Raw genomic sequence first — 25,711 nt, 5'->3', positions numbered from 1 at the left:
GTCAGATCCCGGTTAGGAGACCTCCGGAGGAGTCGCGCGGGTCGCCCACCAGAGAGACGCGGTCCAGATACATGTTGCGCTCCTCGCAACTTGTCTCGGGCAACAAGAGGCACGCGTGGCAGGCAGCCAAGTTCAGTCCGTCACTTCCTGACGGACCAGACTCCGCGCACACTGGATCGTTGGAGCACCAGCCGGACCTCGATGTGGCCGACTCGAACACCGCGGCAAAGCGCGCCTCCTCGGCAAGAGCTGCGAGACCTCCCAGGCTTCCGGCTGCATCCGAGGACGCCGTGTAAATCAGGAACCCGGCCTGGCTCCCATCCGCAAAGATGCGCTCACGCAAGGCGCCGGTCGGGTAGCCGGCATCGAGGCTCAGTTCTTTGAGGACCGCATGGGCGACCGTGTGAACCGCGACGAATCTGGGACTGGGCGGCTCGATTGCGTTCGCCCCCGACTCCTGCGCGCGGCGCCGGACGGCCTCCGTCAATGCTCCGATGCGTTGGGAGGCAAAGGGGGTCTCCTCCCAACGTTGCAGCGCATCGGGGTCAAGCCTCACGAAGACGCCTTCGCCAAAGACCTCCACGGCGGGCAGCCAGTGCAAGCGCTTGATGCTCAACGAGGCGAGCCGGGGCGCATCGGAAGAGGAGCCTGTTGGTGACACGCGTGCGAAGCCGTGTAGGGCGCGTACCTCTCGCAGCCTGCTCACCTTGGAGACTTGGGCCACCACGTCCGAAATCGACGGATCCACATCGACCTGCTGGCAGTGGAACGCGTCGGTGGCTCCGCCAACGTTGCCGTCCCTCAGCGCCATGTACTCCTCTGCACGTAGTTCTGCCTCGGTGGGGACAGAGGCGGCCTCGACGTCGCGACGCTGCCGGGTCACCTGCAGCACTGCCTCGACATCTATCGTGCGGTCACGTGCGGCGGACCCGATGGCTGCGGCTCGAATCTGGTCGTCTGTCTGATGCTGGAACACGTCCCAATGCCGTGTCACGTATCGAGCGCTGGGACTCGACCACGGCGGAATTGAGATGCTGGAACGGACCGCTCCGAACCACACGTTCGAGGACCCACGCTGCAGTGCGCGCAGGGGCTGGGCGCAGGTTTCAGGCTCCGCACCAGGGAGCCACGGTCGCGCGCCACTACATGACTTCACCTCGGCCACAGCGTGCCGTGAGAATGCGCCCTCGAGATCGCGGGGTCGAACGCCGCACGAGCACGACACGATGATGTCGCCTAGGGACGAGGAGGTCCCGCGTGTACTCAACGACATCTTGTGCGTGCTTCCCTCCTTCCATGTGATGACGCCATCTACCGGTCGGTGCACCCAGTTGAAGTACGGGAAGTCCTCCATGTGGCCGTTCTCGCAACAGGCGACGAACCTCGACGGGGTCAGTTCACGCACGCAGTCCGGGCAGACCATCCGCGTGGCGTCGAACTTCCAGAACGAGTCCAAGCGCCTGCAATCGGGGCAATAATGGAAGGTGGGAAAGCGTGCCACAGGTACGTCACCTCGCCTGCTCCCACTCGCGGGCGCCCTGAAGACGTGGACGCCGAGCGATCGTGCCAGTCGCGGTTCCTCGACCGGGGCACAGAGGCGCTCGTCCCACTCGTCGAGCCCACACACCACGTAGCTTTTGTCTCCGGCCGGCATGATCGAGCCCACGCCGAATGTCGAGATCAGTTGACTCTGTCGAACCCTTGCATCGAAGGCTTTCATTTCTCGTCCCTCCTGGCTCTCCTCTGAGCTGACACCAACCTCAGGCTGCATTCCCGGTCCACGTTCCGCAGACTGGTCAATGTGGCCCAAGCCGGTCGGCCGGGAGGGAAGATCTCCGTAAGGGGTTCACCCAACTCGTCGCTCAGAGACGCTCCTGCCGGTACCAGGAGCGCATCTAGGGAGGATCTCCAACCGGCGTACTTCGTCACCTCGCCAGAGGCAACGGCGTCCTCCCACGCTCCGATCAGCGCTTCCAAAGCGTCCTCCACGTCCTCCTCAGCGTCGGGGGAAACGGAGCGAACACGATCCAAGATGGTCTGCGATACGGCATCGAGATCTTTCCTCCCACCTTGGACGGGCACCACCGCCGCGTCGTCCGAGGCGGCGCCGGGTACGAGATGGCGGGCCAAGACTGCGAGAAGCCCGTGCAGGCCACGGTCCAGAGCCCGAGACGCGAACGGTGTTGCCCCCGTCGCCTCAACCTGTTGATAGAGCGAGCGGTGGTAGGTGGTGAACGCTTCGTAGTGCGAGAGGTCACGCGACCGCCCGGCGTTGAAGAGCGTTACGACCAGCCCGGGGTGACGCCGTCCCACCCGGCTCGTCGCTTGGATGTACTCCGATGTCGTCTGGGGTTGGCCCGATACGACCATCAGACCCAAACGGTCGACGTCGACCCCCACCGAGATCATGTTCGTGGCCAGCACCGTATCGGGGCTGAGCGGTGACGGATAGGCAGTCTGGAGAGCTTCGAGCTCCACCGGGATCTCACTCGACTTCTTGCGTGAGGTCAACTCGCGGGGATCCCGGGTCACGCGGGGCACCTCCTCACGGCGGCCTGCGACTACCTTGATACGGTCTCGAACGTCATCGATCGTCGCGATGAAGGCGGCACCCAGGACGCGCAGACTGTTGAAGTATCCGAGAAGCGTCCAATACGCATCACGCACGGCATCGTCCATCTCCGATGCCAAGGCGGCCTGCAGCAGCGCGGCGTACGTGCGGACGGTCAGAGTTGCATGGCTGGTGCCCGGGGCCATCACGCCGACGTATAGCCGGGTCCCCTTGGACTCGCGCGGGGCATCGACCGCGAAGAAGGAGTCGGACGCGTCAATGCCGGGCGGTGGAAACTGGCGCGCCTCTCGCGCGAAGACGGACCGAACCTGCTCTTTGGCTCTGCGGATGGTGGCTGTTGATGCAATGACCTTCGGGCGGGTTCCGGTGGTCCGATCGGTCGCCAAATGGTCGATGGCAGTTTCGTACAGCCCCACCAAGGTGCCCAAAGGCCCACTGATGAGATGGAGCTCGTCCTGGACCACGAGGTCCGGAGGAGCGTCAGTTCCGCGACCAAACAGGCTGCCTGCTTCGCCACGCCAGGCCAGCATGGCGAACTTGTCCACAGTGCCGATGACTAGCGAGGGCCTCACTGAGTAGACGTCGCTGTCGACCAATGCGACTGGGAGCCCATCGCCTAACCGGAAAACGCAATCGGTGCCGGGACACCTGACGGTGAGGCGGTTGGCCCTCCTGTCCACCTCGTAGTGGTCCTCCGTCAGCCGAGATCCGCACCATGGGCAACGGAGCAGCTGAACGGGATCACCAAGGTCCCCTGGGTCATCGTTCCCTCGGCGTCGGCGCAGTGCCTTGGCCGCGTCGGCGATCGAGTTCGGGGTTGCGCCTTGACCGACCCAGAGACCGATCGTGAAGGGTTCCTTCTCCTGCATGTCCGGCTCCGCGCGTCGCCACACCTCCAAGGCACAGATGAGTCCAGCAGCGCGTTCGAACTGCTGCAGTGTGAGCAGGCGAAGTGTGTAGCGCATGATGACTGCGACGCCGGCACCTCGACCGTCGGCGCCGGCACCACGTAGCCGCCGGTGGACCATGGCGAGGGCGATGAGACCCAGATAAGCCTCGGTCTTCCCACCACCTGTCGGGAACCACAGCACGTCGGCCAGATCCCGTTCGTCACTGCCAGGATCGCTCAAACCCTCGATGTTCATCAGGATGAAGGCCATTTGAAACGGACGCCATTCACCAACGACGGGCGTCCCGGGGGTGTCAAGGACCCCGCGCAGCATCTCCTGGTGCTCTCGCTGCATCTGCATCACGGCGTTCATGACACGGAAGGAACGCCCCACGAGTGGCTCGGACTCGATGATTCCGATTCCGCGGCGCATGCGGTGTGCTGCACCACGAGCCTCGTTGAGGTGGCGCTGCGCCGTCTCCAAGTGCACGCCGCTCAGTGAGGGCACATCGCGAACTTCCTTGTCCGTGATCCAGGTCTCGTATGCGTCGACCAAACCATGCAATGGAGAGAGAGAGCCGTCTGCAAGCTCGGTCATCGCGATGGCTGAGAGGTCCGGGCGGCTGGCTTCCGCCAGTGGAAGATCGTGCCTTGGGAAGAACGTGGTGCGGATCGCCCGCACCGATACGGTCTCCTGCCAATCGACGGCCACCCCGTGGCCGACGGCCAAGTGGCGCTGGGCCCGATGCAGCAGTTCAGCACTGAGTGCGTCGGCGTCCATGTGTTCCAGCAGGTGCTCAGGTCGTCGGTCCACAAACTCGCCGTCAAGCGTACGTACGACGATCGATGGCCGGAACCAACAGTGCCTATCCCGACCGCCCTCTGTGGGCGAGGCGAGGGTGTTCACGAGCACGAGGGTGACGCTTTGCACGCCATCGTGGGGAGCGCGCACGACATGGCGAAGCGCGAGACCTTCGCACAGTAGGGTCTCGCCAACGGCTGGGGCACTGGTCGAGATGTCGACCTCGAAGGGGCCGAACGGACGTCGCTTCCAAAGCTTACTTTCGCCCTCGTCCACCTCCTCGTACCTATCCGTCTGGACGCTTACTTGGATCCCAGTGGTCCCGCGCTTGATGCCGGCCGTCAAGCCGATCGTCGAGGGATAGCGCATATGCGAGAAGGACACGCCTGGATCGAAGTCGGCGTCAGGCGCGGTGCCAGCATCCTGATCTGCGTCGTCGCCAACTCGATCGACCTCCACCGCGTCCCCGCTGCGAGGATGAAGGATCCCCACAAGAAAGCGACGGAGGGGATTCTCGGTAAGGAGTTCGTCATCCTCAGAGCCGTGAAGGTCCGCCACGAGGGCGTCCACCATGATCTCCCTGGCTGCATACCAAGGATTCAGATCAGTCATCGAGGTCGCTCCATTCGATCGTCAGTAGGCCGGAGATCACCGGGATCAGCCAGAGGCCATTGCGCCCAGCGCCCTTGCCGGTCCGCTCTCCCACGGCAGTTGCGACACACTCCACGTACCCACCGCTGAGGGTGGGCCACCCACGACGCTTTCTTTCCAGTGAACCGACACGCGCCGCGAAATCGACTCCGAACTGGTGTGAGGTCCGCGCCACCTCGGTGGATCCCATAAGCACGGAGAACACGGGGGTCGTCAGGGTGGACAACCGTGGGTGGGGTCGAAGAGTCACCTCGGCGCCCGCCACGTTTTCGTGCCGGAGAAACTGCTGTACCAGCTGTGACTCGTCGCCCGGAGGGGTAGAGACGTCCACGTCGTCGACGCGCATCTCGAAACTGCGTGTTTGCCACTGCTTCCATCCCCCCACGATCCAACGCGGTCCGGAAGATCCCGGCGCCCAGACCTTGCGCAGACCCCGGTCGTCGGGTCCATCCGCTCGAAGCAGGAACCTGCGAGCACGGGTGAGCGCGACGAATCGAACCCTCGCGCGGTCCTCAGGATCCTGTGATTCCTGGCGGCGCGAAGGGAACTCCATCAGAACCACGTCGTCGTACTCCAGCCCCTTCGCGCGGTGGGTGGTCGATACGGTTGCCCGACCGCCCGGCTTGTCCAACAGATCGGGTGGAACGACGCCGCGGGCCCGCAGCCTTGATACCAGGGACGGGATGTCCATCTCTCGTCCCTTCGCGCCGGCCGCATGGCGAAGCGCGCGCCAAGCAGCGTGCCCGTCCAGCTCGACCTCCTGCTCGTCGAGCAGCTTCATGAAGTCCTTCTTGCCCACGGAGCTCGCGTCGGCGGTGGCGAGGGCGTTCGCGATCCAGGCGTCGAGGACTCGTTGGCGAGCACTCCTGCGAACCTCGGCGGCGATTCCGCGCCTGCGTAGTTCGCCGGCAGCAAGCATTGCCTGACCGTTGGTGTGGGTGAGCATGGCCACGCTGCCGTCTGTTCGTTCCATGTGCCCCACGACTGAGTCGAGGCCACCGACGTGGACGACGTCATCCCAGAAGTCATCGACGTCCTCGGGATCTGGTGGCTCGCCGGATGGTAAGCGCAGGGCCGCCGCCCCAAGTGCGTCTCGCGACTGTGCTCGGTATTGCCCTGTCAGCGCGACGGTCGCGGCCCCAAGAGCCCTCGCTGCGTCCAACAAATCCGACGACGTGGTGCTGGACGGGCGTGAGTCCTCGCCCTCCCGCAACTGGAAGTCGTAGATCGCTTGGGCAGGGTCGCCCAGTAGGGTGAATCCGGCGTCCGCGGGGAGGGCGCGAATCAACGCTGCTGCGAAGTCGGCCCGGGGTCCGACCACGTCCTGAACCTCATCGATCACCACGTGCTCGAGGTCTTCGCAGTCCTGCCACTCGTCTTCCCGAATCAGCTCGGTCGCTCGCGCTATGCGTGCGTCGAACCCCATCTGCGCTAGGTCGTCATCGCCGGCGTCGCCGACGATCCGTGCCGCCAACGAGTCGATCGTTCTGACGCTGACGGGCGGAACGTCGCGTGCCCGCAAGCGAGCGTCGACGGCGTGCACTGCCGCGTTGGAGAAGCTGAGAACGAGCAGCCCGTGCAAAGGGTCGACCTGCGCGTCGAGGACGAGGTTCTCCACGAGGGCGGACACCACCTGAGTCTTCCCGGCGCCCGGTCCCGCCAACACGATCTGTCGTTGATCTGGATCAACCGCCGCGGCGGTGGACTGAGCATGGTCGAGCACGCATTCCGTCATCGTTTGGTCCAGAGGTATTCGAACGCGTTGAACGCCAAGAGGTCGCCGTACTGATCGAAGTTGTCTCGCACATTCACAATCAGCACCTCCTCGGAGCCACCGTTGAGCTGTCCGCGCAGTCCTCGCCCGATCATCTGTTGGTAGACGTTTGGGCTGAAGGTGGGCCGGGCGACGTACACGGCCTGCACCTTGGGGGCATCGAAGCCCTGGGTCAGAACGTTGAAGTTCGTGAGTACCCGGATCCGCCCAGCCTTGAACTCCTCAACATAGTGACGGCGTGCAGCAGGCTCCGTGTCTGCCGAGATCGCCACTGCAGGTACGCCCCGGTGAGCGAGCAGAGCAGCCAATACGCGCGCGTTCTCGACCGATGGTGCGAATGCCAGCACGGTCCAGTCATCGGGAAGCGAGGCAATGGATTCCACGACGCGTCGGGTACGAGCTGCGTCGGCGCCGAGCCGTTCGGAGACCGATGCGGGTAGGCGCCCCATCTTCTGAATCTCCGACTTATCGTCGGCGCTGAGCTGGACATCGACACCATCCAATATCTCGTGTCGAACTTGGGCGAGAACCCCCATCTCCTGTAGTTCCTCGTAGGGATCCTCCTTTCGGAAGGCCCCTCGGTCCAAACGATTGCCGTCGTACCGGCCGACGAGTCGTTCCGTCTCTCCCTCGGAGTTGCCACGGAACGGCGTGGCGGTCAAGCCGAGAAGTGGTCTGCGCCCCTCCTTGCTGCGTCCTCGGCCGGAGCGTCCCATCCATTCGAGCACCTGCGTATAGGACGTCGACACTGATCCATGCGCTTCGTCGATGACCACCACTGACGGCTCCCGCAGCCAGCCGTACTCGTCGGACGCTCGCTTCTGCACCGAATGGAGTTTGTCAATCGTGGCGATGACCACCTGGAATGTGCCGGGTTCCTCAGGGACCTCGTTTCCTCCCCATAGTCGTCCCAGCCGCATGGGCACTTGGGGTCCGATTGCGCGCCACACGTAGCTCCACGTTTCCGCCGCTTGCTCACACAGTTCGTCGGTCTGGGCTATCCATACCAAGGGCCGATCGTGTCCTAGCAGATCAATTCGGACAGCCTTCACCAAGGCCTCCACCGTCACGCGGGTCTTGCCCGCTCCGGTGGGCAGCGAGACCATGCCACGATCGGCACCCACCCCCTTGAGCAATGCTTCGATCCGTTCGGTGACGAATTCTTGATAGTCATGCAGTGGCTTGAGCACCGCAGGGCCATCGATCATCTCCACGGCTGCCCTCTGGCTGCCGGGGAAACCGGCCCAGTCGGCCGGGAATCCCAAACCGTCCACCCATACCCGGGTCACGCGACGCCCCGACCACTCCCGTGGGGGTTCTAGACCGTTCTCGTCCAAAGCAGGCCGCAGTTGCTTGAGGATGCCTACGCCATGAACGGCACGAGCCAGCTCGGCGACCTCCTCCGCAGCGACGCCTCCGTCTCTCTCCTCGAGGACTGCAAGAGCCTGGGCGGGAACGCTCCGTCTCAACGCGTCGATCCCGACTGCAGTCACCAAGCGTTCGTTCTCGTCCCGACAGCGCTTGATCTTGGTACGCAGCTTGTCCGAGGCAGCGCGCTCCATAGACCCGAGCACTTCCTGGATCTCGGCGGAATCAAGTTCGAGTCTCAACAGTTCGGACACCTGCGCGAGCCGCTGGTGGGGCTCGTCAGCGGTCAGGAACAGGGTGCCACCGTCCCGCCGACATCGAAGGGGACGAGCCACCTGACCCTCGGGTGTAGCTGTCATCCGGACGAGTCGCGCCACGGGTTGGATCAGCAGGTCTTGGTCCGTTGGGTCCAAGCGAAGTTTGAGTGGTGGGAAGGCATCAGTGAGATAAACAGGCTCTCCCGCGGGCTCAGAGATGATCTCCTCCTGGAGGAGGTCCTCACCTCGCGGCATCGCCCAAGATGTGACGAAGCGCTCGAGATCCTCGGAGTCCTCCACGAGGAGGGCAGGAATCGCGGCGTCGACCAAGGACTCGTACGTGACTTGGCTGGAGGTGACCCCGATGTTCCCGACGGGCACGTCCATTCGTTGCCGACCGACCCGAACCACGAGGCTCTCGGCCTCGTGGTGTCCCGGCAGCCACGCGTAAAAGGACGCCCTGAGAGCGTCGTCCTCGAGAGTCCGACGCCGGTCTACGACCGCCTTCCAATTCACCCACGCTTCCTCGGGGAAGGCATCCAGCTCAGTTGGGACCCCCAGCTTCTCGGCCACGTCGGTGCTCAACTCAACGGTCGGAAAAAATCGAGGGTCGAGGTCGTCACTCGCAAGGAGCGTCTCACTAGGAGGCAAACAGCCGAACGTGGTCTCGAACCGACCGTGCAAACTCAGGAAGTGAGTCTCTGGCGCAATCACATGAATGCGCCCGTAGGTGGCCACCGAACGGTGTCGCACGAGCACCCCGTGGGGTAGCCCGGCAGTAAGCAGCAACTTCGTGACGGCCGCCTTGGCTTGGTCACTCATGCGCCTCACCACGTCCAACGGCCAAGGGAGGGTGGCGGGGATGTCGACTGAGACATTGTCAGGATCGATCCGTGCCCCAGCGTGCTCGATGAAGGACTGCTCTGCCTTGCCGATCCAAGCCTTGAACCATGCCTCAATCGGCGCATCCGCCCGATACGACGGCGCATCGACTGCGCCAATGGCCTTGAGTAGAGGCTCGTCGTGGAAGTGCTCCCGTGGATCGATCAGGAAGTCACGATCGCGCGATCCGTCAGCAGGAACCACCCGCCCCCCCAGAAATGCTTGGTCTGCGGCCACCCATTTGCCCGAGGCTGTGCGTACGTGCATGTCGGCCGTGAGGTCGTTGCCCAAGTCCTCGCGCAGGATGTCTATTCCCGCCTCGAGGGGCAGGGGTCGAAGCGCCCTCCAGATCTCCGGCCAAGCCTGCTCGGGACGGATCCGCCCACTGGACGACTTCCAGCGAGTAAGGAGCTTGCGGAGCTCCCCGCTCTTGTCCATCAGGACGACACCTAGGGTCGCCAAGTCCTCCACGATGCCAGGCATCCGGGCCAGTTCAGGGTCGACGAACGCGACGTCCGACTCCACCTGTCCCTCGACTCGCACAAAGACCCGGCCACGCAGGGGGGCCTTGAGGTCGCCGTCGTCGAGACGAATGATCTTGGCCCTCTCGATCTCTGCAACGAATCTGGTGCCTGCCTCGAGAGTCGACATTGCCTTGGCGTCCCGGAACATCCGCGCAGCGAGGTGAATAGCGTGGGCCGAGGACTCCACGGTGCGGTCGCGGACCAGCGCCTCGAGCCACTCGTCGACGCCAGCAGCCCCGGCCGGTAGGTCGGCTCCCACGCCCGAGCCCATCAGCCGCGACACCTTGACTCGCTGCTCCTGCGTCTTGTACGCGTCGGGGTGCAGCCAATCTTCGACGGGAGCTCCGGGGATCTGAGACCACGCAGTGAGCCACTCGCCGGGCCCCTCGCCGATCCAGTCGAGATCGCTTGGCCGTCGAAGGACCCCCATTCCGTTCGGCAGACTGGGAACCGTGCGCATGTGCTCGAAGACCGGCTTGTTCAACGCCTCATCGACCCAATTTCGAGCCTCCTTGCGCCCCAGTTCACCACCACGTGAGGGCAGAGCGTCCAGGGCCTCCACCACATGCTCGGTTCCGCTGAATCTGGCCAGCGCCTCGGCGACAAGTCGAGGGACCACTGCCAGCAACTCGTCGTTGAATCTTCCCTCAAGTAGCCCCAGCCGGTCGTCGCTCAGTTTCCAAGGTGCGTTGACGATCCCCGACATTGTCGTGACGAACTGCGTGGGGAAGTAGGCCCAGAAGCGACCGAGGCCAACGCCTGGTGGGAACTTGACGGCGTACTGAACTTCGACTGCCTCTCGGGCAGCGACGTGACCCGCTTCCTTAAGTGCCGCAGCAGTCGGGTGAACCATCGTGCGTGCCAACGACCAGACTGTCGGCATCTGCCCGCCGCGGAGGGTGACGAACCCATCATCCGCGACTTCTCGGGTGACAGTCCGGTCCGAAGGGGCGACCTTGCGCTCGCCGTCGGCGGACTCGACCTCATTACGAAGTCGGGCTCGTTCGATGTGAGCGGAGAACAGTACGAACTCAGGAGGGAAGTCGTTCAGCCGCTTGGCCAAGGGCATTGCATCGATTGAAAGCGGTGCGACCACGACCGTGGTCGCCCACTGCATGAGTTCTTTCAGGTACGCGTCCCGCGCGGAACCGTCTTGGACCGGATCGAGCACCTTGGCCAGGCGCATCGTGGGATAGTGCGCTGCCTCGAATCCCGCTGCTTGAAGTTGCTTCTCCGCCCAGTCTTTGTCGAAGGCGAAGGAGACTGAGCGGCTGAACACTTTCGGCTCGCTAGACACGGCCAGAATCGACTTGAATCCAATGCCGAACTTGCCGATGCGGTCGTCGTCCTTGGCTGACATGTCCGAGGCCATGACGGAGCGAATCCCGGCCGCATCGAAGGGCTCGCCATCGTTGGCCACGTACAGCGCCGCCGGAGTTAGCAGCACCTCCACTTGCGACCCGCCCCTGCGCGCGGCATCGACGGCGTTCTGCAGCAGTTCCTCAAGTTGTCGAGTGGCGTAACCCCCCTGTGAGATGCGTCGTTCATTGTTGGCGTCTTGAACGACACGGCTCGGGTCCTCCCGGTACACGTTAAGACAGACCTCGGTCTGCTCCTCGACAACGGCCGCGAGCGTGCTGTCACTTCGGGTCCAGCCCTGCATTCCCATCCCTACGTCGTTCGGGTCCCGTTAACTCGGGTTGATCCTGACACTAAAGCGAGGTGCCGACAGTTGAATGGGCAACATCGCTCGGGATCCCGGAATCCAAGGTGTAGGACATGTCGGGCGTGCCGTTGGACATACCGAAGATGTAGGAGAGTGGCCACCGCGTGCCGTCGCAGGAGGAGGACTGCGACCTCATCATCGACATCCTCACGGGGCGTGGACTCCTGCAGCGCAGCGTCCTGGCCGAGGCGCGCGAACAGCAGGATCGCGCCGACCGGCTGACTGTGGAGCAGGCGACGATCCTCAAGGTCACTCGACTGATCAACCGGGTCGAGGTGCGTGGGGGAGTGGGCAGCGGCATGACCCTTCTTGCCATAGTCCAGGCGAACTCGCTGAACCGCGCCAGGCACGGTGCATGGAACCGGAGCAGCTGTCGCAACTCTGCCGCTCGCTTGGGGCCAGAGACATAGGGTCCACCCAGAGCACGCACCCAGCGACTGGCTGGCACGACGGTGAGGACGCGAGTGATGCATCATCCAGGCCATCTGTTCGTCATTCAGGGCGACTTGATGCGACTCAGTTGCGACGCGGTTGTCGTCCCCTGTGATGGTGATCTGAATGTCACCGGTGTCTGGGCGACGCTCATGCCTGATCTCGAGTGGCTCCCCGCAGCGGTGCCGTCGTGGCGGCGGCTCGGCGGACATCAGCGCCCTCGGGACGGGATTCTCGAAGTTTCGGGCCGCGGCGGCCGACCGGTGGTGCTCGTCGATACGGTCAGCCAGTCGGGTGACGTCACCACGATGGTGGACATGGTCGTTTCCGCAGTCCGTCGAGCCGCTGAGGACAGCAGGCGACATGACGGTCGGAAGCTTCCTCTTGTGGGACTTCCACTCCCAGGCACTGGAGAGGGCACCCTCGCCGGGCGTAGGCGAGAGGTGGTCGCGGCGCTTGTCCCAGCGCTTCGGGCTCTGGTGCAGGAATGCGAGGTCGACGTGGCTCTCACGCTCTGGAGCCGACAGGATCTCGCCGCAGTCCAGAGCGAGCGCCACGACCAGAGTGAGTGGGGACTGCCTGAGTCCTTGTTGTCCGAGGCAGATCGTCTCGGATTGCTCGCCGCTCAGGGTCAGGTCTCGCTCTTCGTCGGTGCGGGAGTTTCCGTGCCTGTGGGACTGCCGCATTGGGACGGACTGATTGAGCGCCTCGCCGAAGAGGCCGGCAGGCGTGACCTCGTGGACCCAGAGCGTTTGGAAGATTCCGCGGAGTCCTTGCGTGCGGTCCTGGGCGCGGACGCCTACGAGTCCGTCATGGTGCGCGAGTTCCACCGGGAGCAACACGGGCTGAGCCACGCCCTCCTGGCCATGCTCAGGACCCGCCAACTCGTCACGACCAACTTTGACAACTGCTTGGAGTTGGCACTCGATCCACTCCAGACCGAGGGCGGCTATCGAGTCCTGACCCGGGCCTTGGCAGACGGGGCGAGCCCGTGGCTACTCAAACTCCACGGTGACATCGCTAGGCCGCGCACACTGGTCCTCACTCAGTCTGACTACGACAGGTTGGGGGCCGATGGGCGGGCTCTATACGGGGTAATTCAGGCCCTCCTCCTGACGAGCCATCTGGTCTTCGTCGGGTTCAGTCTCCGCGATGCCGACTTCCTCGCTCTGATCGATGACGTTCGAAACGTCCGCAGGCAGGCCGAGTCTGATGAAGCCCTTCCCACGGCTGGAACGGCCTTGGCGCTTCACCCCCAAGCCATCCAGGCGGCACCCCTGCAGGACGAGATCAAGGCGGTCTGGATGACGGACGACCCCAGCAACGAGACCGCCGCAAGACAGCTGGAGATCTTCCTGGATCGGGTGGCGTGGAAGGCGCACACCGCAACCGAACTCTCAGCAGAGTTCCTCCTCGACGACCGGTACGCCTCCGGGCATTCAGAGGAGGACGCAGCACTGCGGGAGTCGGTCATGGATTGGCTCGCCTCCCTCAGCCCAACCCACAAGGCGAGTGTCGGCTGGGAACATCTGCGCCGAACTCTGGAGGAACTTGGAGCTGACCCAGCAAGTCTCAATGGCGGCGTCGGGCGATCGGCGCACTTCCCTGACGCCGAGAACACCGTCAGCCGAGTGGATCGTTGAGATGCCAGCCACCGTTGACGAGCTTTGAGACGGCATCCGCCGAGATATCGAGCCGTTCAGCCCGGCTGCCGCGCACCTCGATCCACGGTGCAGGCTGGCCCGACAAGACCTCACGGAACCGCTCGGTCATCCACGGGCGCACGTGTTCGCCATCGCGCAGCCCGTCCTGAACGAAGGGGATCTCGTCACCCGTGAGGATGTACAGGTCCGGGACGCGCGACTTCGCGAGAGCCTCCACCGTGGGCGAGAGTGACCCGACGTAGCGCTCATGCCAGACAGCGGTTGCTAGCACGTCGGTGTCACAGATCAGAAGCGGCACAGGTGTTTTCGCGGCTTCGGCATCTTCCACCCGCGCCTGTTCGCGGGCGACAAGGTCGAACTCGGCCGTGTGCCAAGGCGCTGCCAACCCGCCTGGCCTGACCTCGGACCACTCTCGCCCGAACTCTGGAACCCAACTCGTGGCGAACCGATCGGCAAGAGCCAAGGCCAACGTGGTGGTCCCCGTCGATTCAGCCCCGAGTACGACCACGCGACGAACGAACCACGAGCGCACGGCCGCTGACAGTGCCCACCAATGGCCGGCGACATCAGCCCTCACCGCCGTCCCGGACACCGGCGTGGCAACCCGGCCCGGGTCGAGCTGCACCCACGTCGCGTCGAGCCGTCGCGCCAACTCGACGCCGTACTCGTCCGACGTGAAGACCGCGTCGACGGGCTCGTCCAACAAGGAAACGATCAACGCCATGTGGGCGTCCCACGCGGCCGCAGACTCGAAGTCGACCTCGGCCTCGTCCATGGCCGCTTCCACGCGAACCTCGGGATGCTCCTGCTGCACCCACTCGGCTCTGACATCGAGCGGAATCGACTCAACGGACGATGCGAGCACTTGCACGGTCGTCCGCGCCGACTGGGCGTTGGCCGCTCGAATCAGGGCCGAGTGCCCCGCATGCAGCGGATAGAACTTGCCGAGCACCAGCGCGTGCCTGAACCGCTTCGTCATCAGATCCGCACCTCGACCGGGGCCGCTTCGCCCACCACTCCCATCTCGTCCGCCTCGGTCTCGAGTTCCGCCCGCCACTGGCGAAGGCCGGCGAGGCACAGACCCAGGAACACGGCATACAGGAGGCTGGTGAGCCACAGACCCTTCGCGGCATACAGCCCGATGTACATGACGTCGGCAGCGATCCACACGAACCAGGTGCCGATCCACTTGCGGTTCAACATGACCTGCGCGACGAGGCTCATGGTCGTTGTCAGTGCATCCCAGCCGGCGACGGTCGAGTCCGTGTGGTTGGTCAGCAGCCAATGCAGGAACAACGTCCCCACGCCAATGGTGACCGCCGCCGCGATCCACGCTTCTTTCGGCGTATGCCGTACGCGCAGTTTCGTTCGACGGTCACCGCCGTGGAGCCACCAGTACCAACCGAGAAGCCCGAGTCCGATGTAGACGACCTGCAGGCCGGCGTCGGCGTAGAGCCCAGCCTGCACGAACAGGACGATGAAGAAGATGTTGTTGGCGATGCCGACGGGGAAGTTCCAGATGTTGCGTCGGACGACGAGCCAGACGCACAACCCGCCGGTGACGAAGCCTGCGACCTCGGTCCAGTTCACTGCGTTCCGCCGAGTTGGTGGGCCAAGAGGGTGCTGATCACGGTCGACGCCGCCGCGAACAACTGACGGTACGTGAGTCCTGGCGTCTTGACGTAGCGGTAAACGAAGTCCGGCTCGTACTTGTTGAATGCACCGGGACCGGACGGCATCACGGGTCCAGTGGCGCCCAGCTCGGCCTGCAGGTCCTTCGAGAACTCGAAGAGCCGCTCGTTGTGCTGCGCCCACTCCTGACGGGCAGCGGCGGACCCGCCCTTGCGTGTGTCGAGGTGGGGGAGCACCGCGACCCGCCGGAACTGGTCACCTTGGAACTGGAATCCCACCCACGGGCTCGTCGGGTTCGGAACGTCGAGGGGAATCCACCCTGTGACGATGGGGCCTGCAGTCCCGAAGCTGCTGCCCACTGCCACATCGGTATCGAGGAACCCCGCGAGATCGTGCTGAAGCCGGGCAGCCACCTGGCGGGTGCGCATTTTGCGCAAGGTCGCCCGCAGCTGCGTCGACGAGATGCGCTCGGCGAGTTCGTTCGGAAGGTCCAGAGGTTCGTCAGCGCTCACCGTTGTGCACGTGCTGACCACAGTGGCCAGAGCGTCCACCATGTCCGCGTAGTGCAGGACGATCTGCGAGGCGTATTCGGCTCTCCCGATGTGGCACTCGCGGAGGTGCGTTGCGAGGCGAGCGTAGGACCAGTAGTCCCAAATCCCGTCACGCGTCTCTAACGTGTCGTACTCCCACTGCGGGTTCAGGAGGCTGAGCAGGATCATCCGAGCACCGGGCCGCCGCGACTGGATCTTGGTGGCGTACTCCGACAGTTGTTTGCGATCCGGCAGGGCGAAGACCTTGTTCTCGATCGCCATTGAGCTGCCGTTGGCCCAGTCCATCCAGACGTCGATGTTCAGGTATTCGCGCAAGACTTCGCGGTCCTTCGAACCCGTCCCGTGATTCGGCCCGCTGTGGAAGATCGAGTCCGCCTCCCGCGGGAAGTGGCGGAAGTACCACGCGATGAAGTTGCTGTGGAAGAGCTCGCGCTGGCCCATCATGATGGCGGCAAGAGGCTCCTGATCCAGCAACTCCAAGGCGCGCTCGAAGTCGGTGTGGTCGGCCTTGCTGTCGCTGGGGCGCTCGATGACCGCAGGTGGCGGACAGTTGACGTAGCGCACCGGATTCTGCGCCCCCTTGGGGAAATAGGCGCTCACGTCCACCGCTTTGTAACGTCGCGACATCCGGGAATCCATCTCGCCGACGAAGGCCCAGCGCCCGGCATTGTCGGGACCCTCCCACCGATCGATCGTGAAGGCAGCCACCACGTGATTCGCCAGCACGGCCAGGGCGTGCGTGGGGCTTTGCTCACTACCGTCCCGGCGCGCCGCCGCCACCTTCCACCATTTCCGGGTCGCCTCATAGAGCTGCTCGTTTGAGGACGCCGTGTCAGCGGTCTTGGGGACCTTGATCAGGACCACACGGTCCGTCGAGGCAATCACATTCATTCGGGCCTCCCGTTGTTCGTCGATGAGATCGTTCTGGCTGGTGAGCCTCCCAGCGCGGTGCTCCACACGAGTCCGAATCCGCGAACACTGGGCAGGCCGGATGTGATCGCTCGTGCGGCAACGGTCGCGTCCACGCCGAGTTTCGTTGCGTACCGGACTGCCACGCTGGGCGTGCGTTGTTGGGCTGCGACGCAGTGGAGGAGCACCCGCTTGCCCTCCGCGCGAAGTCTCCTGACGACGTCGGCCGTGTCGTCGAGGACGAAATCGAGGTGCTGGTTCGCCTTGGGGTCGTCGCTGTCGATGAGCCAGACCCTCACGTGGTTCTCGGGCGCCACCACACCGGCTTGGAGGTCATCGGTGCCGACGCGGCAGAGGCTGACCACTGCGTCAACGCCGAGCTGGTCCACGTGCCGGAAGTCCTGCCAGGTGCCGAGCAGGACGCCCTCGTCGAACGGGTGGGGGACGGCCATCGCGACGGATGAACCGAAATCGCCGCGGTAGTCCATCTGGGCCGCGGACGGCCAGCGCGATTCATCGTTGTCACGGCGCGCAGTCGTGAGCGCCATCGCCAGCAGGTTGGCTCCCCGAAGTCCGGGCCAGCCGTGAACGCTCCGGCGCCAGCGCGCCGGCAGCCCCGTCACCCCATAGCGGGCGCCGAGCAGCGCGCCAGCAATCGCCGCCACCGTGTCCGTGTCGTTGCCTGCGTGCACCGCAGCCGTGAATGCGCGCTGCACGTGCTCAGGAGACCCACTTGCGTCCTCGGTTGACGTGATGGCTGCCCACGCGCACAGCATGGCCGGCACGGTGAACCCGTTGGGGGAGAAGACCTTCGGTTCAGCACCAGTCGCACCCTCGATCCTGGCGAGCCAATCGTCGCGACGTTCCGGCGCCAGAAGGCGGACGCCAGCGGCGAGGTCGAAGCGCCCTTCCAGCACGGCGACACGGACCGCCTCCGCCCAGAGGATGCAGGTCTCGACCGCGAGGGGATCGGGGTGAGTGAGCTCGGCGATGGCGCGTGCGGCGGCAGCAGTGGCAGCAGGGTCGTGGAGTCGAGTCAGTCCCACGATGCCGGTGCGCATGAGCGCGCCGTTGCCTGCTGCGTGTGCCGTGCGTGCCGTGAACGCAGCACTCGCGGCACGCAGGCGCTCGGCAGGCGTGCCCGCACGCTGCTTCGCACCGGTCAGCACCGCGCGAGTCTGGTTTCCGACGTCTGCCGGTCGGCCGGCATACCAATCCTCGAAGGCGGTGGCGATCTCATCGAGCGCGCTCGCGCTCGTGAGGTCCCGGCCTCCTGTGGAGACCCGGGCGATGCAGGCGGCCATCTGGGTGTCGTCGCTCCATTCGCCTGGCGCGAAGCCACCCAGACCGCCACCCACCATCCCCGGCTCGCCGGACGGGGGCGCAGCGAACTCGTACGGCACGCCCAGCGCGTCTCCGATGGCCTGTCCGAGCAGCACGCCTGCTGCGCGGTCTTCCTGCTGTGGTGTGAGCTGCATGGCGACCTCCTGATGGCTTCTTGTCAGTCAAACCATAAGTTCCTGTGGTGACAATTGTCAAGATGACGATAAGATGGACCTATGCCGAAGTTTGTCAGCGAGTTCCCGATCTTCTCCGTCACCGTGGACCTGGTGGTCCTGACGATCCGTGACGGCGTCTTCTCTGTCTTGGTGATTCGCCGTGGTGAGAAGCCGTATGCCGGCCGCCTGGCTCTCCCGGGCGGCTTCACCCAGGAGCGTGAGGACATCGAGGACGCGGCTTATCGCGAGCTGAAGGAGGAGGCGGGGATCGGCAAAGGCGACGTGCATCTCGAGCAGTTGCAGACCTTCGGCGCTCCTCGTCGGGATCCCCGTTCACGAGTGGTGTCAGTCGCGTGGCTGGCGCTGGGCGCGGACCTGCCCGATCCGGTCGCTGGGAGTGATGCGGCAGCGGCGGAGTTCAGGCCGGTGGACGAGGTGCTGGGGTCGGCGTCGCCCTTGGCGTTCGATCACGCGGACATCCTCAGCGTGGGGGTCGAGCGTGCCCGGTCGAAACTCGAGTACACCGGAGCGGCCGCGAACTATTGCCCTCCGGAGTTCACGGTGGGTGAACTGCGGTCGGTGTACGAGGCCGTGTGGGGCGTCGAGCTTGATCCGGCGAACTTCCATCGCAAGGTCACGCGCGCCGAAGGGTTCTTGTCCGAGACGGGGGAGAACACGACTCGTGGGGGAGGGCGACCGGCGAAACTCTTTCGCGGTAGTCCTCGCGCTCGGCTCAACCCCCCGATTCTTCGGGACTGACGGACGAAGCTCGGGTTGAGGGGCTCGAGTAGTGAACTCGGTCCGTGACCTCGTGCTGATCCGCGAGATGGGTGGGTCTGAGAGTAGAAGCGGCCGATGCGTCCGAGAGGCCGTGGACAGATCTGCGAATCGCGGACGTCGAGCCGACAGCGTCCTTCATACTGACGCAGACTCCACGCGATATCCCTGCGGGATCTCTCGTGGGCGCGACTCGGCGATCTCCCGACGAGCCAGATGCGTACAACCCTGCGAAGGAGATTTGATGACAGGCGGTATTGAGTACGCGGGGTACCTCTACTACGTGTGGGGTTTTCACGGCTTGTTCCTGATAGATGCCGAGTCGCATACGGACGCCCAAGAGGTGTACTCGGAGCACCATGACTGCGACGTCACCATGATCGAGCACTGCATGAGGGTGCCGGACCCTGATGTCTGGGGCACCCAGTGGGATGAGCCTGACGTCGGCCCGCACGAGTGCGTGGACGAGGAACCCTGGAACACGGGCGACAACTACGTCAGATGCATCTGCAATCCTGCGTTGCCCTACCTGTCTCCGATTGCAGTCGATCCGAAGGATCCACGTGTGGCTTCGATTGATCTGGAGCGCGAGAAGGCCGCCTCTGAGGCAGGAGCGGATCAGATGCTGGCCAATTTGCGCGACAGGTACGGCGATGACTCAGATTAGTGCGTCTCTCGCGGGTTCAGAGCCGCACGTCGACTGGGCTGAAGGTGCTGTGCGCCAGCCTGAGTCGGTGCGCTCTGCCACGATGCGAAGGTGAGCGCACACGGCATACCGGAATCGCCTGAGTTCTCGACCGGATCGGAGCGGGAGGTCTGGGAGAACATCGTCAAGCACGGGCGCGAGGACTGGACCGTCCTTGCGAACGTTCGGTTGACGGACCCGAAGAAGGACCATGAGCTCGACCTCATCGTGCTCATCCCCGACGTCGGGATCGTCGTGGTGGAGGTCAAGGGTGGGGCTGTCTATGTGGACGGGGACGGCCAGTGGCGCCTCGCGCAAAAGGGCGAAGATCGGTACATCCATCCGGTGGATCAGGCGCGTGACGGGAAATACGCGGTTCGGGAGTACATCGAGCGTGACCCACGGTGGCGGAACTCAAGCCGGACGCGGGTGCGGTTCGGTCACTCGGTGGTGGTGCCGTACACCGATCTTGCCGATGACTTCGAGACGCCGGATTGTCCTCGGTGGAGCATCCACGACAGGGCCGACGTGAAGGACCTCGTCGGGCGACTGTGGGACGTCCCGATGAAGCAGGAGACCGGCCATCGGGTGCCGACACAGGAGGACTGCGAGCTCATCGTCGAGATCCTCAAGGGGCGCGGGCTGCCCCAGCGCAGTGTCCTGGCGGAGGCGCAGGAGTTGGAGGATCGCGCCGATCGGCTGACTGTCGAGCAGGCGACGATCCTCAAGGTCACTCGACTGATCAACCGGGTCGAGGTGCGTGGGGGCGCGGGCAGCGGCAAGACCCTGCTTGCGATGACCCAGGCGAAGTCGCTTACCCGTGGCGGGCAGGGTGTGAAGCCGCAGCGGGTGGCGCTGCTCTGCTACTCGATCGGTTTGGCGTCGTGGTTCCAGCGGTACTTCGATGGGGAGAACCGGAAGAACCGGCCGGCTTTCGTGGGGCGGTTCGAGGAGTTCGCGAAGTTCCTCGGGGTCGAGGAGTTCGGGACGCGGGACGACCCCGAGTTCTGGGAGTCGCGGCTGCCGGAGCAGATGGCCGAGCTCGTCGATGCGTTGCCGCCGGGGAAGAAGTTCGATGCGATTGTCGTGGACGAGGCGCAGGACTTCGCCGACCTGTGGTGGACGCCGATCGTGCGGGCGCTGCGGGACGAGGAGGAGAGCGGGCTCTATGTGTATTCGGACGAGAACCAAAGGGTGTTTGCTCGCTTCGGCCGACCGCCGGTGCCGCTCGTGCCGCTGATCCTCGACCACAACCTGCGGAACACTCGGCAGATCGCGGAGACGTTCGGGTCGCTCACACCGACGCGGATGATTTCTCGCGGTGGGGATGGGCCGGAAGTGACGTATCTGCCGTGTGCACCTGAGGATGCCGTCGAGGTGGCGGATGACCAGATCGACATGCTGCTCGAGGAGGGGTGGCGTCCGGAGGACATTTGCCTGCTAACGACGGGTGCTCGGCACGACGAGCAGACGAACCTGCAGAACCTATTGGGGCAGGAGGGCTACTGGGACACGTTCTGGGACAAGGATTCCGTGTTCTATGGGCACGTTCTCGGGTGCAAGGGACTCGAGCGCAAGGTTGTGGTGTTGTGCGTCAACGACAAGAGGGCGGGGGAGCGCAGTCGGGAGCGGATCTATGTCGGGCTGTCGCGAGCGACGCATAAATTGGTCGTAGTCGGGGAGCCGGGCCTGATCCACGAGATGGGCGGGAGCGAGGTCGCCAAACGACTCGGCATCTCATCCTGACCACTGACCACTGACCACTGACCACTGACCGCTAAACGCAGTCTCGTCCGCGAACCGATGGCAGTTCGCAATGTCGACCAGCAGGCCATGCGACTGGTGGGGCGGTCATGAATCGGCGGCCGCGACATTCGCCATTTTGCCTCGTAGGAATACGCGAGCAATTTACGCTCGGCCCGTGCCCACAGTCTCCGCCTCGACGACACGAGTTCGCTAGTGGCTGCCGGCGGAGGCAGTGCGGACCGGAGGGCCGAGGAGTTGGCGGCCGCCGGCGATCAGGGGGCTGGAGCGTGGGCTGCCGGTGCGGAGGGTGAGCGTCGCGTTGCCGTCGAACTCTCCGGACTCTCGGAAGCTTGGACTGTTCTACACGACCGACTCCTGTCCCCGGGGCTGTCGCCCGTCAATCTCGACCACGTGGTTCTGGGGCCTGGCGGGGTGCTGTTCATCGACGCGAAGAACTGGAGAGGCGCGGTCACCGCCTGGCAGGGCAACCTCTTCCAGCACACCGGCGCGGCGGATTCTCGACAAAGCGTCAGCAAGCACCAGGAGGTCGCGAAAGTTCACGGGATGGCGGCCTACATGGCCGCGGAGACTGGACTCCCGGTCACTCCAGTGATCTGTCTGGCTGGGCAGCATGAGGCCGGCTTCGGTGAACCGCAACTCATCAAGGGCGTGTGGGTCGTTCCAGTCTCCGGTCTGAAGGAGTGGCTCAGGGCCCAACCAACGACCATGGACCGCATGACCGTGGAACGAGCGGCCATGACGCTGATGACGAGCTTCCCGTCCACGACGACCGACCCCCAACTGTTGTCAGCGATGGGGACGGCTGCTGCAGCCAAGCCGCGCCGCAAGGCCCGGCGAACCAGCAGCGCAGGCCCGCCCACACGGTCCCTCGCGCACAGCACGATGAAGCCTCGGCGCGTCTTCGGGCAGGTTTTGCGGTTCGTCGTCGTGGCGACCTTCGGGGTGGCCGCTTTGAGCTTCGCTGCTCAGGAGCTCCCCGACTTCATGGCCGGAGGCCTAGCCGACGCGGTAGCCGACAACTCTGCGCGACCAGTGGCCGCGCCTGCGACGAAGGCAGGCACGCCGACCGTGGCACCGAAGCCAGCGGGAAAGAAGGTGCCTCCACCGGCGCCCAGCAAGACCGCTGTCAGCACCTGCGGCAACCTCACCGCCGCACAAGTAGGCAAGATCGTGCGTCGAACAGTCAAGCCGGTCGCGGTGTCTGGCTCGTGCGCGTGGGGCACACGCTTGGACGACCCAGACACGATTCTGGTGACGCTGCAGACAGCCGAGCGCGCGGCCCTGGGTTCAAAGTTCGATACTTCCGCCGCGCAGCGCCGCACGGTGTTTGGGTCTGCCTACGTGAACTGGAAGCCGGCCACGGGGTTGTGGGTGGCGGTCGGTCAGCCGATCGGCACGGGCAAGCGACCCTTTGTGGCCACGCGTGCCACGCATGTCGCCATTGCGACTCAAGAACTCAAGGTGAGCGACGATCGGGCACGCGCGATGGCCACATCGATTGCCGTGGCGGCCAACGCGAGCTCATGAGTCGCCCGTGCCGAAGACACCAACACCAGGCACCCTGTGAGAGTGCGGACTGCTCGATGCCTCACACGTCGCGGGCGGTGAGGCCGGCTTCGTAGGCGAAGATCACGGCCTGAACCCGGTCGCGGAGGCCGAGCTTCATGAGCATTCGCCCCACGTGGGTCTTCACCGTCGTCTCCGACACGAACAATTCCGTAGCGATCTCGCCGTTCGACAACCCTCGAGCCACGAGCCCCAACACCTCCTGCTCACGCGCCGTCAGCAACGCAAGCCGTTGCGCCACAGCCGGATCCACCGCACCTGCCGACGCTGGCCCACGGTCGATGAACGACTCGATCATCCGTCGCGTCACCGAGGGCGCGAGCAACGACTCACCCGCATGCACCGCCCGGATCCCCGCCACGAGCGTCTCGGGCGGCACGTCCTTGAGCAGGAAGCCGCTCGCGCCCGCCTGCAGCGCGGCATACACGTACTTGTCCATGTCGAACGTCGTGAGCATGACGACCCGCGCCCCTCCGCTCGGGCCGTCCTCGCCCACACCGCCCACCACACGCCGCGTCGCCTCGATCCCATCGACGCCCGGCATCCGCACATCCATCAGAACGACGTCCGGCGCCAACTCCGCCGCCAGAAGCACCGCCTCCTCACCATCGGCCGCCTCACCCACGACCTCAAGGTCCGGCTCGATCTCGAGGATCATCCGGAACCCCGCGCGCACCAACGCCTGGTCGTCGACGACGAGCACCCGAATCGGCTGTCCCACAACCGGATCCGCGCTCATACCGGCTCCAACGGTAACGTCGCCACCAGCTCGAACCCGCCCTCGCTCCGCGGCCGCGCGACGAGCGAACCGCCATACACCGCAACACGTTCGCGCATCCCCGTCAGCCCGTTCCCGACTCCGTTCGGCGCGGCAGCCGCCACACCGTCGTCACGCACCGCCAGCTCGATCGCGCTGTCTCCGTAGGCGATCGACACCTCCGCACCTTCCGGCGAGCGCGCATGCTTCAGCGTGTTCGTCAGTCCTTCCTGGACGAGCCTGTATGCCGTGAGGTCCAGTCCCGGAGCCAACTCCCGTTCCGAGCCGCTCACCTGCACAGACACAGGCAACCCCGCCGCACGGAAGGTCTCCGCGAGCTGACCCACCTGCGCCAGCCCGGCCGCAGGCTGGAGGTCTGGCGTTTCGTCATCAGGGCCACCAGACCCCTCCCGGAGCACTCCCACCATGCGCCGCATCTCCGCCAGGGCCTGGCGTCCGGTCGCCTCGACGGTCTCGAGGGCCTCGCGCTCCACGCCCTGCGACGCGTCCAGCCGCCGACGCACCGCCGACGCCTGCACGGTCATGACCGACACGCTGTGCCCGATGACGTCGTGAAGTTCGCGCGCGATCCGGTTGCGCTCTTCGGCCACGGCCCGCGAGGCCTGCTGTTCGGCCATCGCACGACGCTGCTCCCGATTGAGGTTGGTGACGCGAACCAGCATCCCGAGCAGCCACGCGATAATCGCTGGCGCGAGCCAGACCATCGCGACCAAGCGTTCGGTCCACGTCGGGTTCATCGGGTCGAACGTCGCCCAGCAGGAAATGATGACGACGATGAGTCCCAGCCCGATCAGCGCCTGCTTCCGTTCGAGGTAGCGCGCGCACGTGTACGTCGCAATCACCGGGGCCAACGCCACGGCATTCCCCTCCGGCGAGCCGGCGGCGACGAATTCGATGATCGACGCCACGCCCATGGCCGCCAAGACAGCCAAGGGACGCACCCGGCGAGCGACAAGCAGAACGGCAGTCACGGCATACAACAAGGCTTGTGCCCAGAGCGGTCCCTGACGGTGCGACTCCCCGAAACCCAGCCACGCCTCGAGTTGACCGAGCACACCGACGAGCAACGCGACGGTGATGTCGAAGGCCCAGTTGCGGCGGCTCACTCTTCGACGGTACGCCCGACGGACATCGTCCACGTCCTCCTTGGGGAGGACGCGAAAATCCTTCTGAGGTCCACCGGAGCCGCCCGCCAGCACGACGATCGCGACATCGCCGGATTCCTACATTCGAAGACATGGACACGACACCGAAGGACGTCTCGTCGGCCACGGCACGGCGCATCACGATCACGGCCTGGGCCATGGCGGCCTTCGGCACCGTCGCGGGGCAGTTGCACGCGCTGTCTCGCTTCAACAGCCACCCCGAAGACCTGGCAGAGGGAGGTCTCGGAGCCGCATGGGCGCCCCCTGCCATCGACGCTCTCCGGCCGCTGCTCGAGTGGGGTGACCCGTACTTCGTCTACTGGACCTACGGCAAGATCTGGCTCCCGATCTGCCTCGCGTTCGTCGCCGCGGCGTGGCTCGTGTATCGACGTCGGCAGCCGCAGGGGGCGGAGCAATGGGCGTGGCGGGTCCAGTTCGCGGCCTACGCGCTGCTCACCGTCTCCGTGGCTGGCGACTACTACACGCCATGGATGGACCAGTTCTTCATCGTCGGTCTCGTGGCGCTGCCGCTCATCGCCTTCGGTGGCGTGTGGTTGGGGATCCTGTTGCTGCGCAACGGTTTCCGGCCGCGGGTGACTCCCTGGTTGCTCATCGCGTTCCTCCCACTGTTCTTCGCGATCACGACCGTCACGTCCATGGGCAACGCCCTGCTGCCGCTCATGTGGGGTTGGGCCATCGCGGCTCTGCGTCGGTTGGCACCGGCGCCGGAAGCTGTACCGATGGGGGCGCCGTCAGCCGTTCTCCAGTAGGGCCCACGACAACGGCAATGTGCAACTAAGGGTTGCGCATTGCCGTTGTCGTGCGTACGGTGATTCGCAACAACAGGTTGCACATCAGGAG

17 protein-coding genes are annotated in these 25,711 nt (G+C 64.9%); 7 read left to right on the top strand and 10 right to left on the bottom strand.

What is annotated here, in order from left to right:
• Position 1: 1 nt before the first annotated feature.
• Genes drmB through N802_RS16855 form a run of 4 tightly spaced genes read right to left on the bottom strand, consistent with a single transcriptional unit; the run spans position 2 to position 11,388 of the window.
• Positions 2 to 1,720: a DUF1998 domain-containing protein gene (gene drmB, locus N802_RS20350; protein WP_035918577.1), complete on the bottom strand. Its 1,719-nt coding sequence runs from the start codon at positions 1,718 to 1,720 to the stop codon at positions 2 to 4.
• The gene (locus N802_RS16865) at positions 1,717 to 4,875 is read right to left on the bottom strand and encodes a helicase-related protein (protein ID WP_035918575.1); all 3,159 of its coding nucleotides are present in this window, start codon (positions 4,873 to 4,875) and stop codon (positions 1,717 to 1,719) included. The genes drmB and N802_RS16865 overlap by 4 nt, the downstream gene beginning before the upstream one ends.
• Positions 4,868 to 6,649 carry a UvrD-helicase domain-containing protein gene (locus N802_RS16860; protein WP_052110093.1) on the bottom strand — a complete coding sequence of 594 codons (1,782 nt, stop codon included), beginning with the start codon at positions 6,647 to 6,649 and terminating at the stop codon, positions 4,868 to 4,870. Before N802_RS16860 ends, N802_RS16865 begins: the two co-directional genes overlap by 8 nt.
• Positions 6,646 to 11,388 carry a sacsin N-terminal ATP-binding-like domain-containing protein gene (locus N802_RS16855; RefSeq protein ID WP_035918572.1) on the bottom strand — a complete coding sequence of 1,581 codons (4,743 nt, stop codon included), beginning with the start codon at positions 11,386 to 11,388 and terminating at the stop codon, positions 6,646 to 6,648. The genes N802_RS16860 and N802_RS16855 overlap by 4 nt, the downstream gene beginning before the upstream one ends.
• Positions 11,389 to 11,549: 161 nt before the next feature.
• Here N802_RS16855 and N802_RS16850 point away from each other — a divergent pair, with 161 nt between their 5' ends.
• Positions 11,550 to 11,855, top strand: coding sequence for a hypothetical protein (locus tag N802_RS16850; protein WP_035918568.1), 306 nt, complete (start codon positions 11,550 to 11,552; stop codon positions 11,853 to 11,855).
• Positions 11,856 to 12,029: 174 nt separating this feature from the next.
• Positions 12,030 to 13,520, top strand: a complete 1,491-nt coding sequence (locus N802_RS16845; protein ID WP_169743453.1) for an SIR2 family NAD-dependent protein deacylase — start codon at positions 12,030 to 12,032, stop codon at positions 13,518 to 13,520.
• Here the strand turns inward: N802_RS16845 and N802_RS16840 are convergent.
• Genes N802_RS16840 through N802_RS16825 form a run of 4 tightly spaced genes read right to left on the bottom strand, consistent with a single transcriptional unit; the run spans position 13,501 to position 18,111 of the window.
• A complete protein-coding gene (locus tag N802_RS16840; protein WP_035918564.1) occupies positions 13,501 to 14,520 on the bottom strand; it encodes an AAA family ATPase in 1,020 nt (339 codons plus the stop codon). The genes N802_RS16845 and N802_RS16840 overlap by 20 nt on opposite strands.
• Positions 14,520 to 15,131 carry a nicotinamide riboside transporter PnuC gene (gene pnuC, locus N802_RS16835; protein WP_052110091.1) on the bottom strand — a complete coding sequence of 204 codons (612 nt, stop codon included), beginning with the start codon at positions 15,129 to 15,131 and terminating at the stop codon, positions 14,520 to 14,522. Before pnuC ends, N802_RS16840 begins: the two co-directional genes overlap by 1 nt.
• Positions 15,128 to 16,615: a PD-(D/E)XK nuclease family protein gene (locus tag N802_RS16830; RefSeq protein WP_084072306.1), complete on the bottom strand. Its 1,488-nt coding sequence runs from the start codon at positions 16,613 to 16,615 to the stop codon at positions 15,128 to 15,130. The genes pnuC and N802_RS16830 overlap by 4 nt, the downstream gene beginning before the upstream one ends.
• On the bottom strand, positions 16,612 to 18,111 hold the full coding sequence (locus N802_RS16825) for an ADP-ribosylglycohydrolase family protein (protein ID WP_052110090.1): 1,500 nt from the start codon (positions 18,109 to 18,111) through the stop codon (positions 16,612 to 16,614). Before N802_RS16825 ends, N802_RS16830 begins: the two co-directional genes overlap by 4 nt.
• An 81-nt stretch (positions 18,112 to 18,192) precedes the next feature.
• Between N802_RS16825 and N802_RS16820 the strand changes: the two genes are divergently transcribed.
• The 4 genes from N802_RS16820 (at position 18,193) to N802_RS19715 (ending at position 22,888) form a co-directional block, all read left to right on the top strand.
• Positions 18,193 to 18,891 (top strand): NUDIX hydrolase, encoded by a 699-nt coding sequence (locus N802_RS16820; RefSeq protein ID WP_035918558.1) that lies wholly within the window; start codon positions 18,193 to 18,195, stop codon positions 18,889 to 18,891.
• 262 nt (positions 18,892 to 19,153) lie between these two features.
• Positions 19,154 to 19,576, top strand: a complete 423-nt coding sequence (locus N802_RS16815) for a hypothetical protein (protein WP_035918555.1) — start codon at positions 19,154 to 19,156, stop codon at positions 19,574 to 19,576.
• A gap of 90 nt (positions 19,577 to 19,666) precedes the next feature.
• On the top strand, positions 19,667 to 21,340 hold the full coding sequence (locus N802_RS16810) for a nuclease-related domain-containing DEAD/DEAH box helicase (RefSeq protein WP_035918553.1): 1,674 nt from the start codon (positions 19,667 to 19,669) through the stop codon (positions 21,338 to 21,340).
• Between the two features lie 213 nt (positions 21,341 to 21,553).
• On the top strand, positions 21,554 to 22,888 hold the full coding sequence (locus N802_RS19715; RefSeq protein ID WP_052110089.1) for a nuclease-related domain-containing protein: 1,335 nt from the start codon (positions 21,554 to 21,556) through the stop codon (positions 22,886 to 22,888).
• A 61-nt stretch (positions 22,889 to 22,949) separates the two neighbouring features.
• Here the strand turns inward: N802_RS19715 and N802_RS16800 are convergent, their stop codons facing one another.
• On the bottom strand, positions 22,950 to 23,666 hold the full coding sequence (locus N802_RS16800) for a response regulator (RefSeq protein WP_035918551.1): 717 nt from the start codon (positions 23,664 to 23,666) through the stop codon (positions 22,950 to 22,952).
• Positions 23,663 to 24,811 carry a sensor histidine kinase gene (locus tag N802_RS16795; RefSeq protein ID WP_052110088.1) on the bottom strand — a complete coding sequence of 383 codons (1,149 nt, stop codon included), beginning with the start codon at positions 24,809 to 24,811 and terminating at the stop codon, positions 23,663 to 23,665. The genes N802_RS16800 and N802_RS16795 overlap by 4 nt, the downstream gene beginning before the upstream one ends.
• 131 nt (positions 24,812 to 24,942) lie before the next feature.
• Between N802_RS16795 and N802_RS16790 the strand changes: the two genes are divergently transcribed.
• Positions 24,943 to 25,620, top strand: a complete 678-nt coding sequence (locus N802_RS16790; protein WP_035918545.1) for a hypothetical protein — start codon at positions 24,943 to 24,945, stop codon at positions 25,618 to 25,620.
• Positions 25,621 to 25,711 lie beyond the last annotated feature (91 nt).

Origin of the sequence: Knoellia sinensis KCTC 19936 (assembly GCF_000768705.1) — a bacterium.
Lineage (GTDB): Bacteria > Actinomycetota > Actinomycetes > Actinomycetales > Dermatophilaceae > Knoellia > Knoellia sinensis.
This window is presented reverse-complemented; position numbering and strand designations above follow the sequence as displayed.

Excerpts from the sequence above, each read along its gene's own strand:
- drmB (WP_035918577.1), bottom strand. The coding sequence starts at position 1,720 with ATGAAAGCCTTCGATGCAAGGGTTCGACAGAGTCAACTGATCTCGACA.
- N802_RS16865 (WP_035918575.1), bottom strand. The coding sequence starts at position 4,875 with ATGACTGATCTGAATCCTTGGTATGCAGCCAGGGAGATCATGGTGGAC.
- N802_RS16860 (WP_052110093.1), bottom strand. The coding sequence starts at position 6,649 with ATGACGGAATGCGTGCTCGACCATGCTCAGTCCACCGCCGCGGCGGTT.
- N802_RS16855 (WP_035918572.1), bottom strand. The coding sequence starts at position 11,388 with ATGGGAATGCAGGGCTGGACCCGAAGTGACAGCACGCTCGCGGCCGTT.
- N802_RS16845 (WP_169743453.1), top strand. The coding sequence starts at position 12,030 with ATGCCTGATCTCGAGTGGCTCCCCGCAGCGGTGCCGTCGTGGCGGCGG.
- N802_RS16840 (WP_035918564.1), bottom strand. The coding sequence starts at position 14,520 with ATGACGAAGCGGTTCAGGCACGCGCTGGTGCTCGGCAAGTTCTATCCG.
- N802_RS16830 (WP_084072306.1), bottom strand. The coding sequence starts at position 16,615 with ATGAATGTGATTGCCTCGACGGACCGTGTGGTCCTGATCAAGGTCCCC.
- N802_RS16825 (WP_052110090.1), bottom strand. The coding sequence starts at position 18,111 with ATGCAGCTCACACCACAGCAGGAAGACCGCGCAGCAGGCGTGCTGCTC.
- N802_RS16820 (WP_035918558.1), top strand. The coding sequence starts at position 18,193 with ATGCCGAAGTTTGTCAGCGAGTTCCCGATCTTCTCCGTCACCGTGGAC.
- N802_RS16815 (WP_035918555.1), top strand. The coding sequence starts at position 19,154 with ATGACAGGCGGTATTGAGTACGCGGGGTACCTCTACTACGTGTGGGGT.
- N802_RS16800 (WP_035918551.1), bottom strand. The coding sequence starts at position 23,666 with ATGAGCGCGGATCCGGTTGTGGGACAGCCGATTCGGGTGCTCGTCGTC.
- N802_RS16790 (WP_035918545.1), top strand. The coding sequence starts at position 24,943 with ATGGACACGACACCGAAGGACGTCTCGTCGGCCACGGCACGGCGCATC.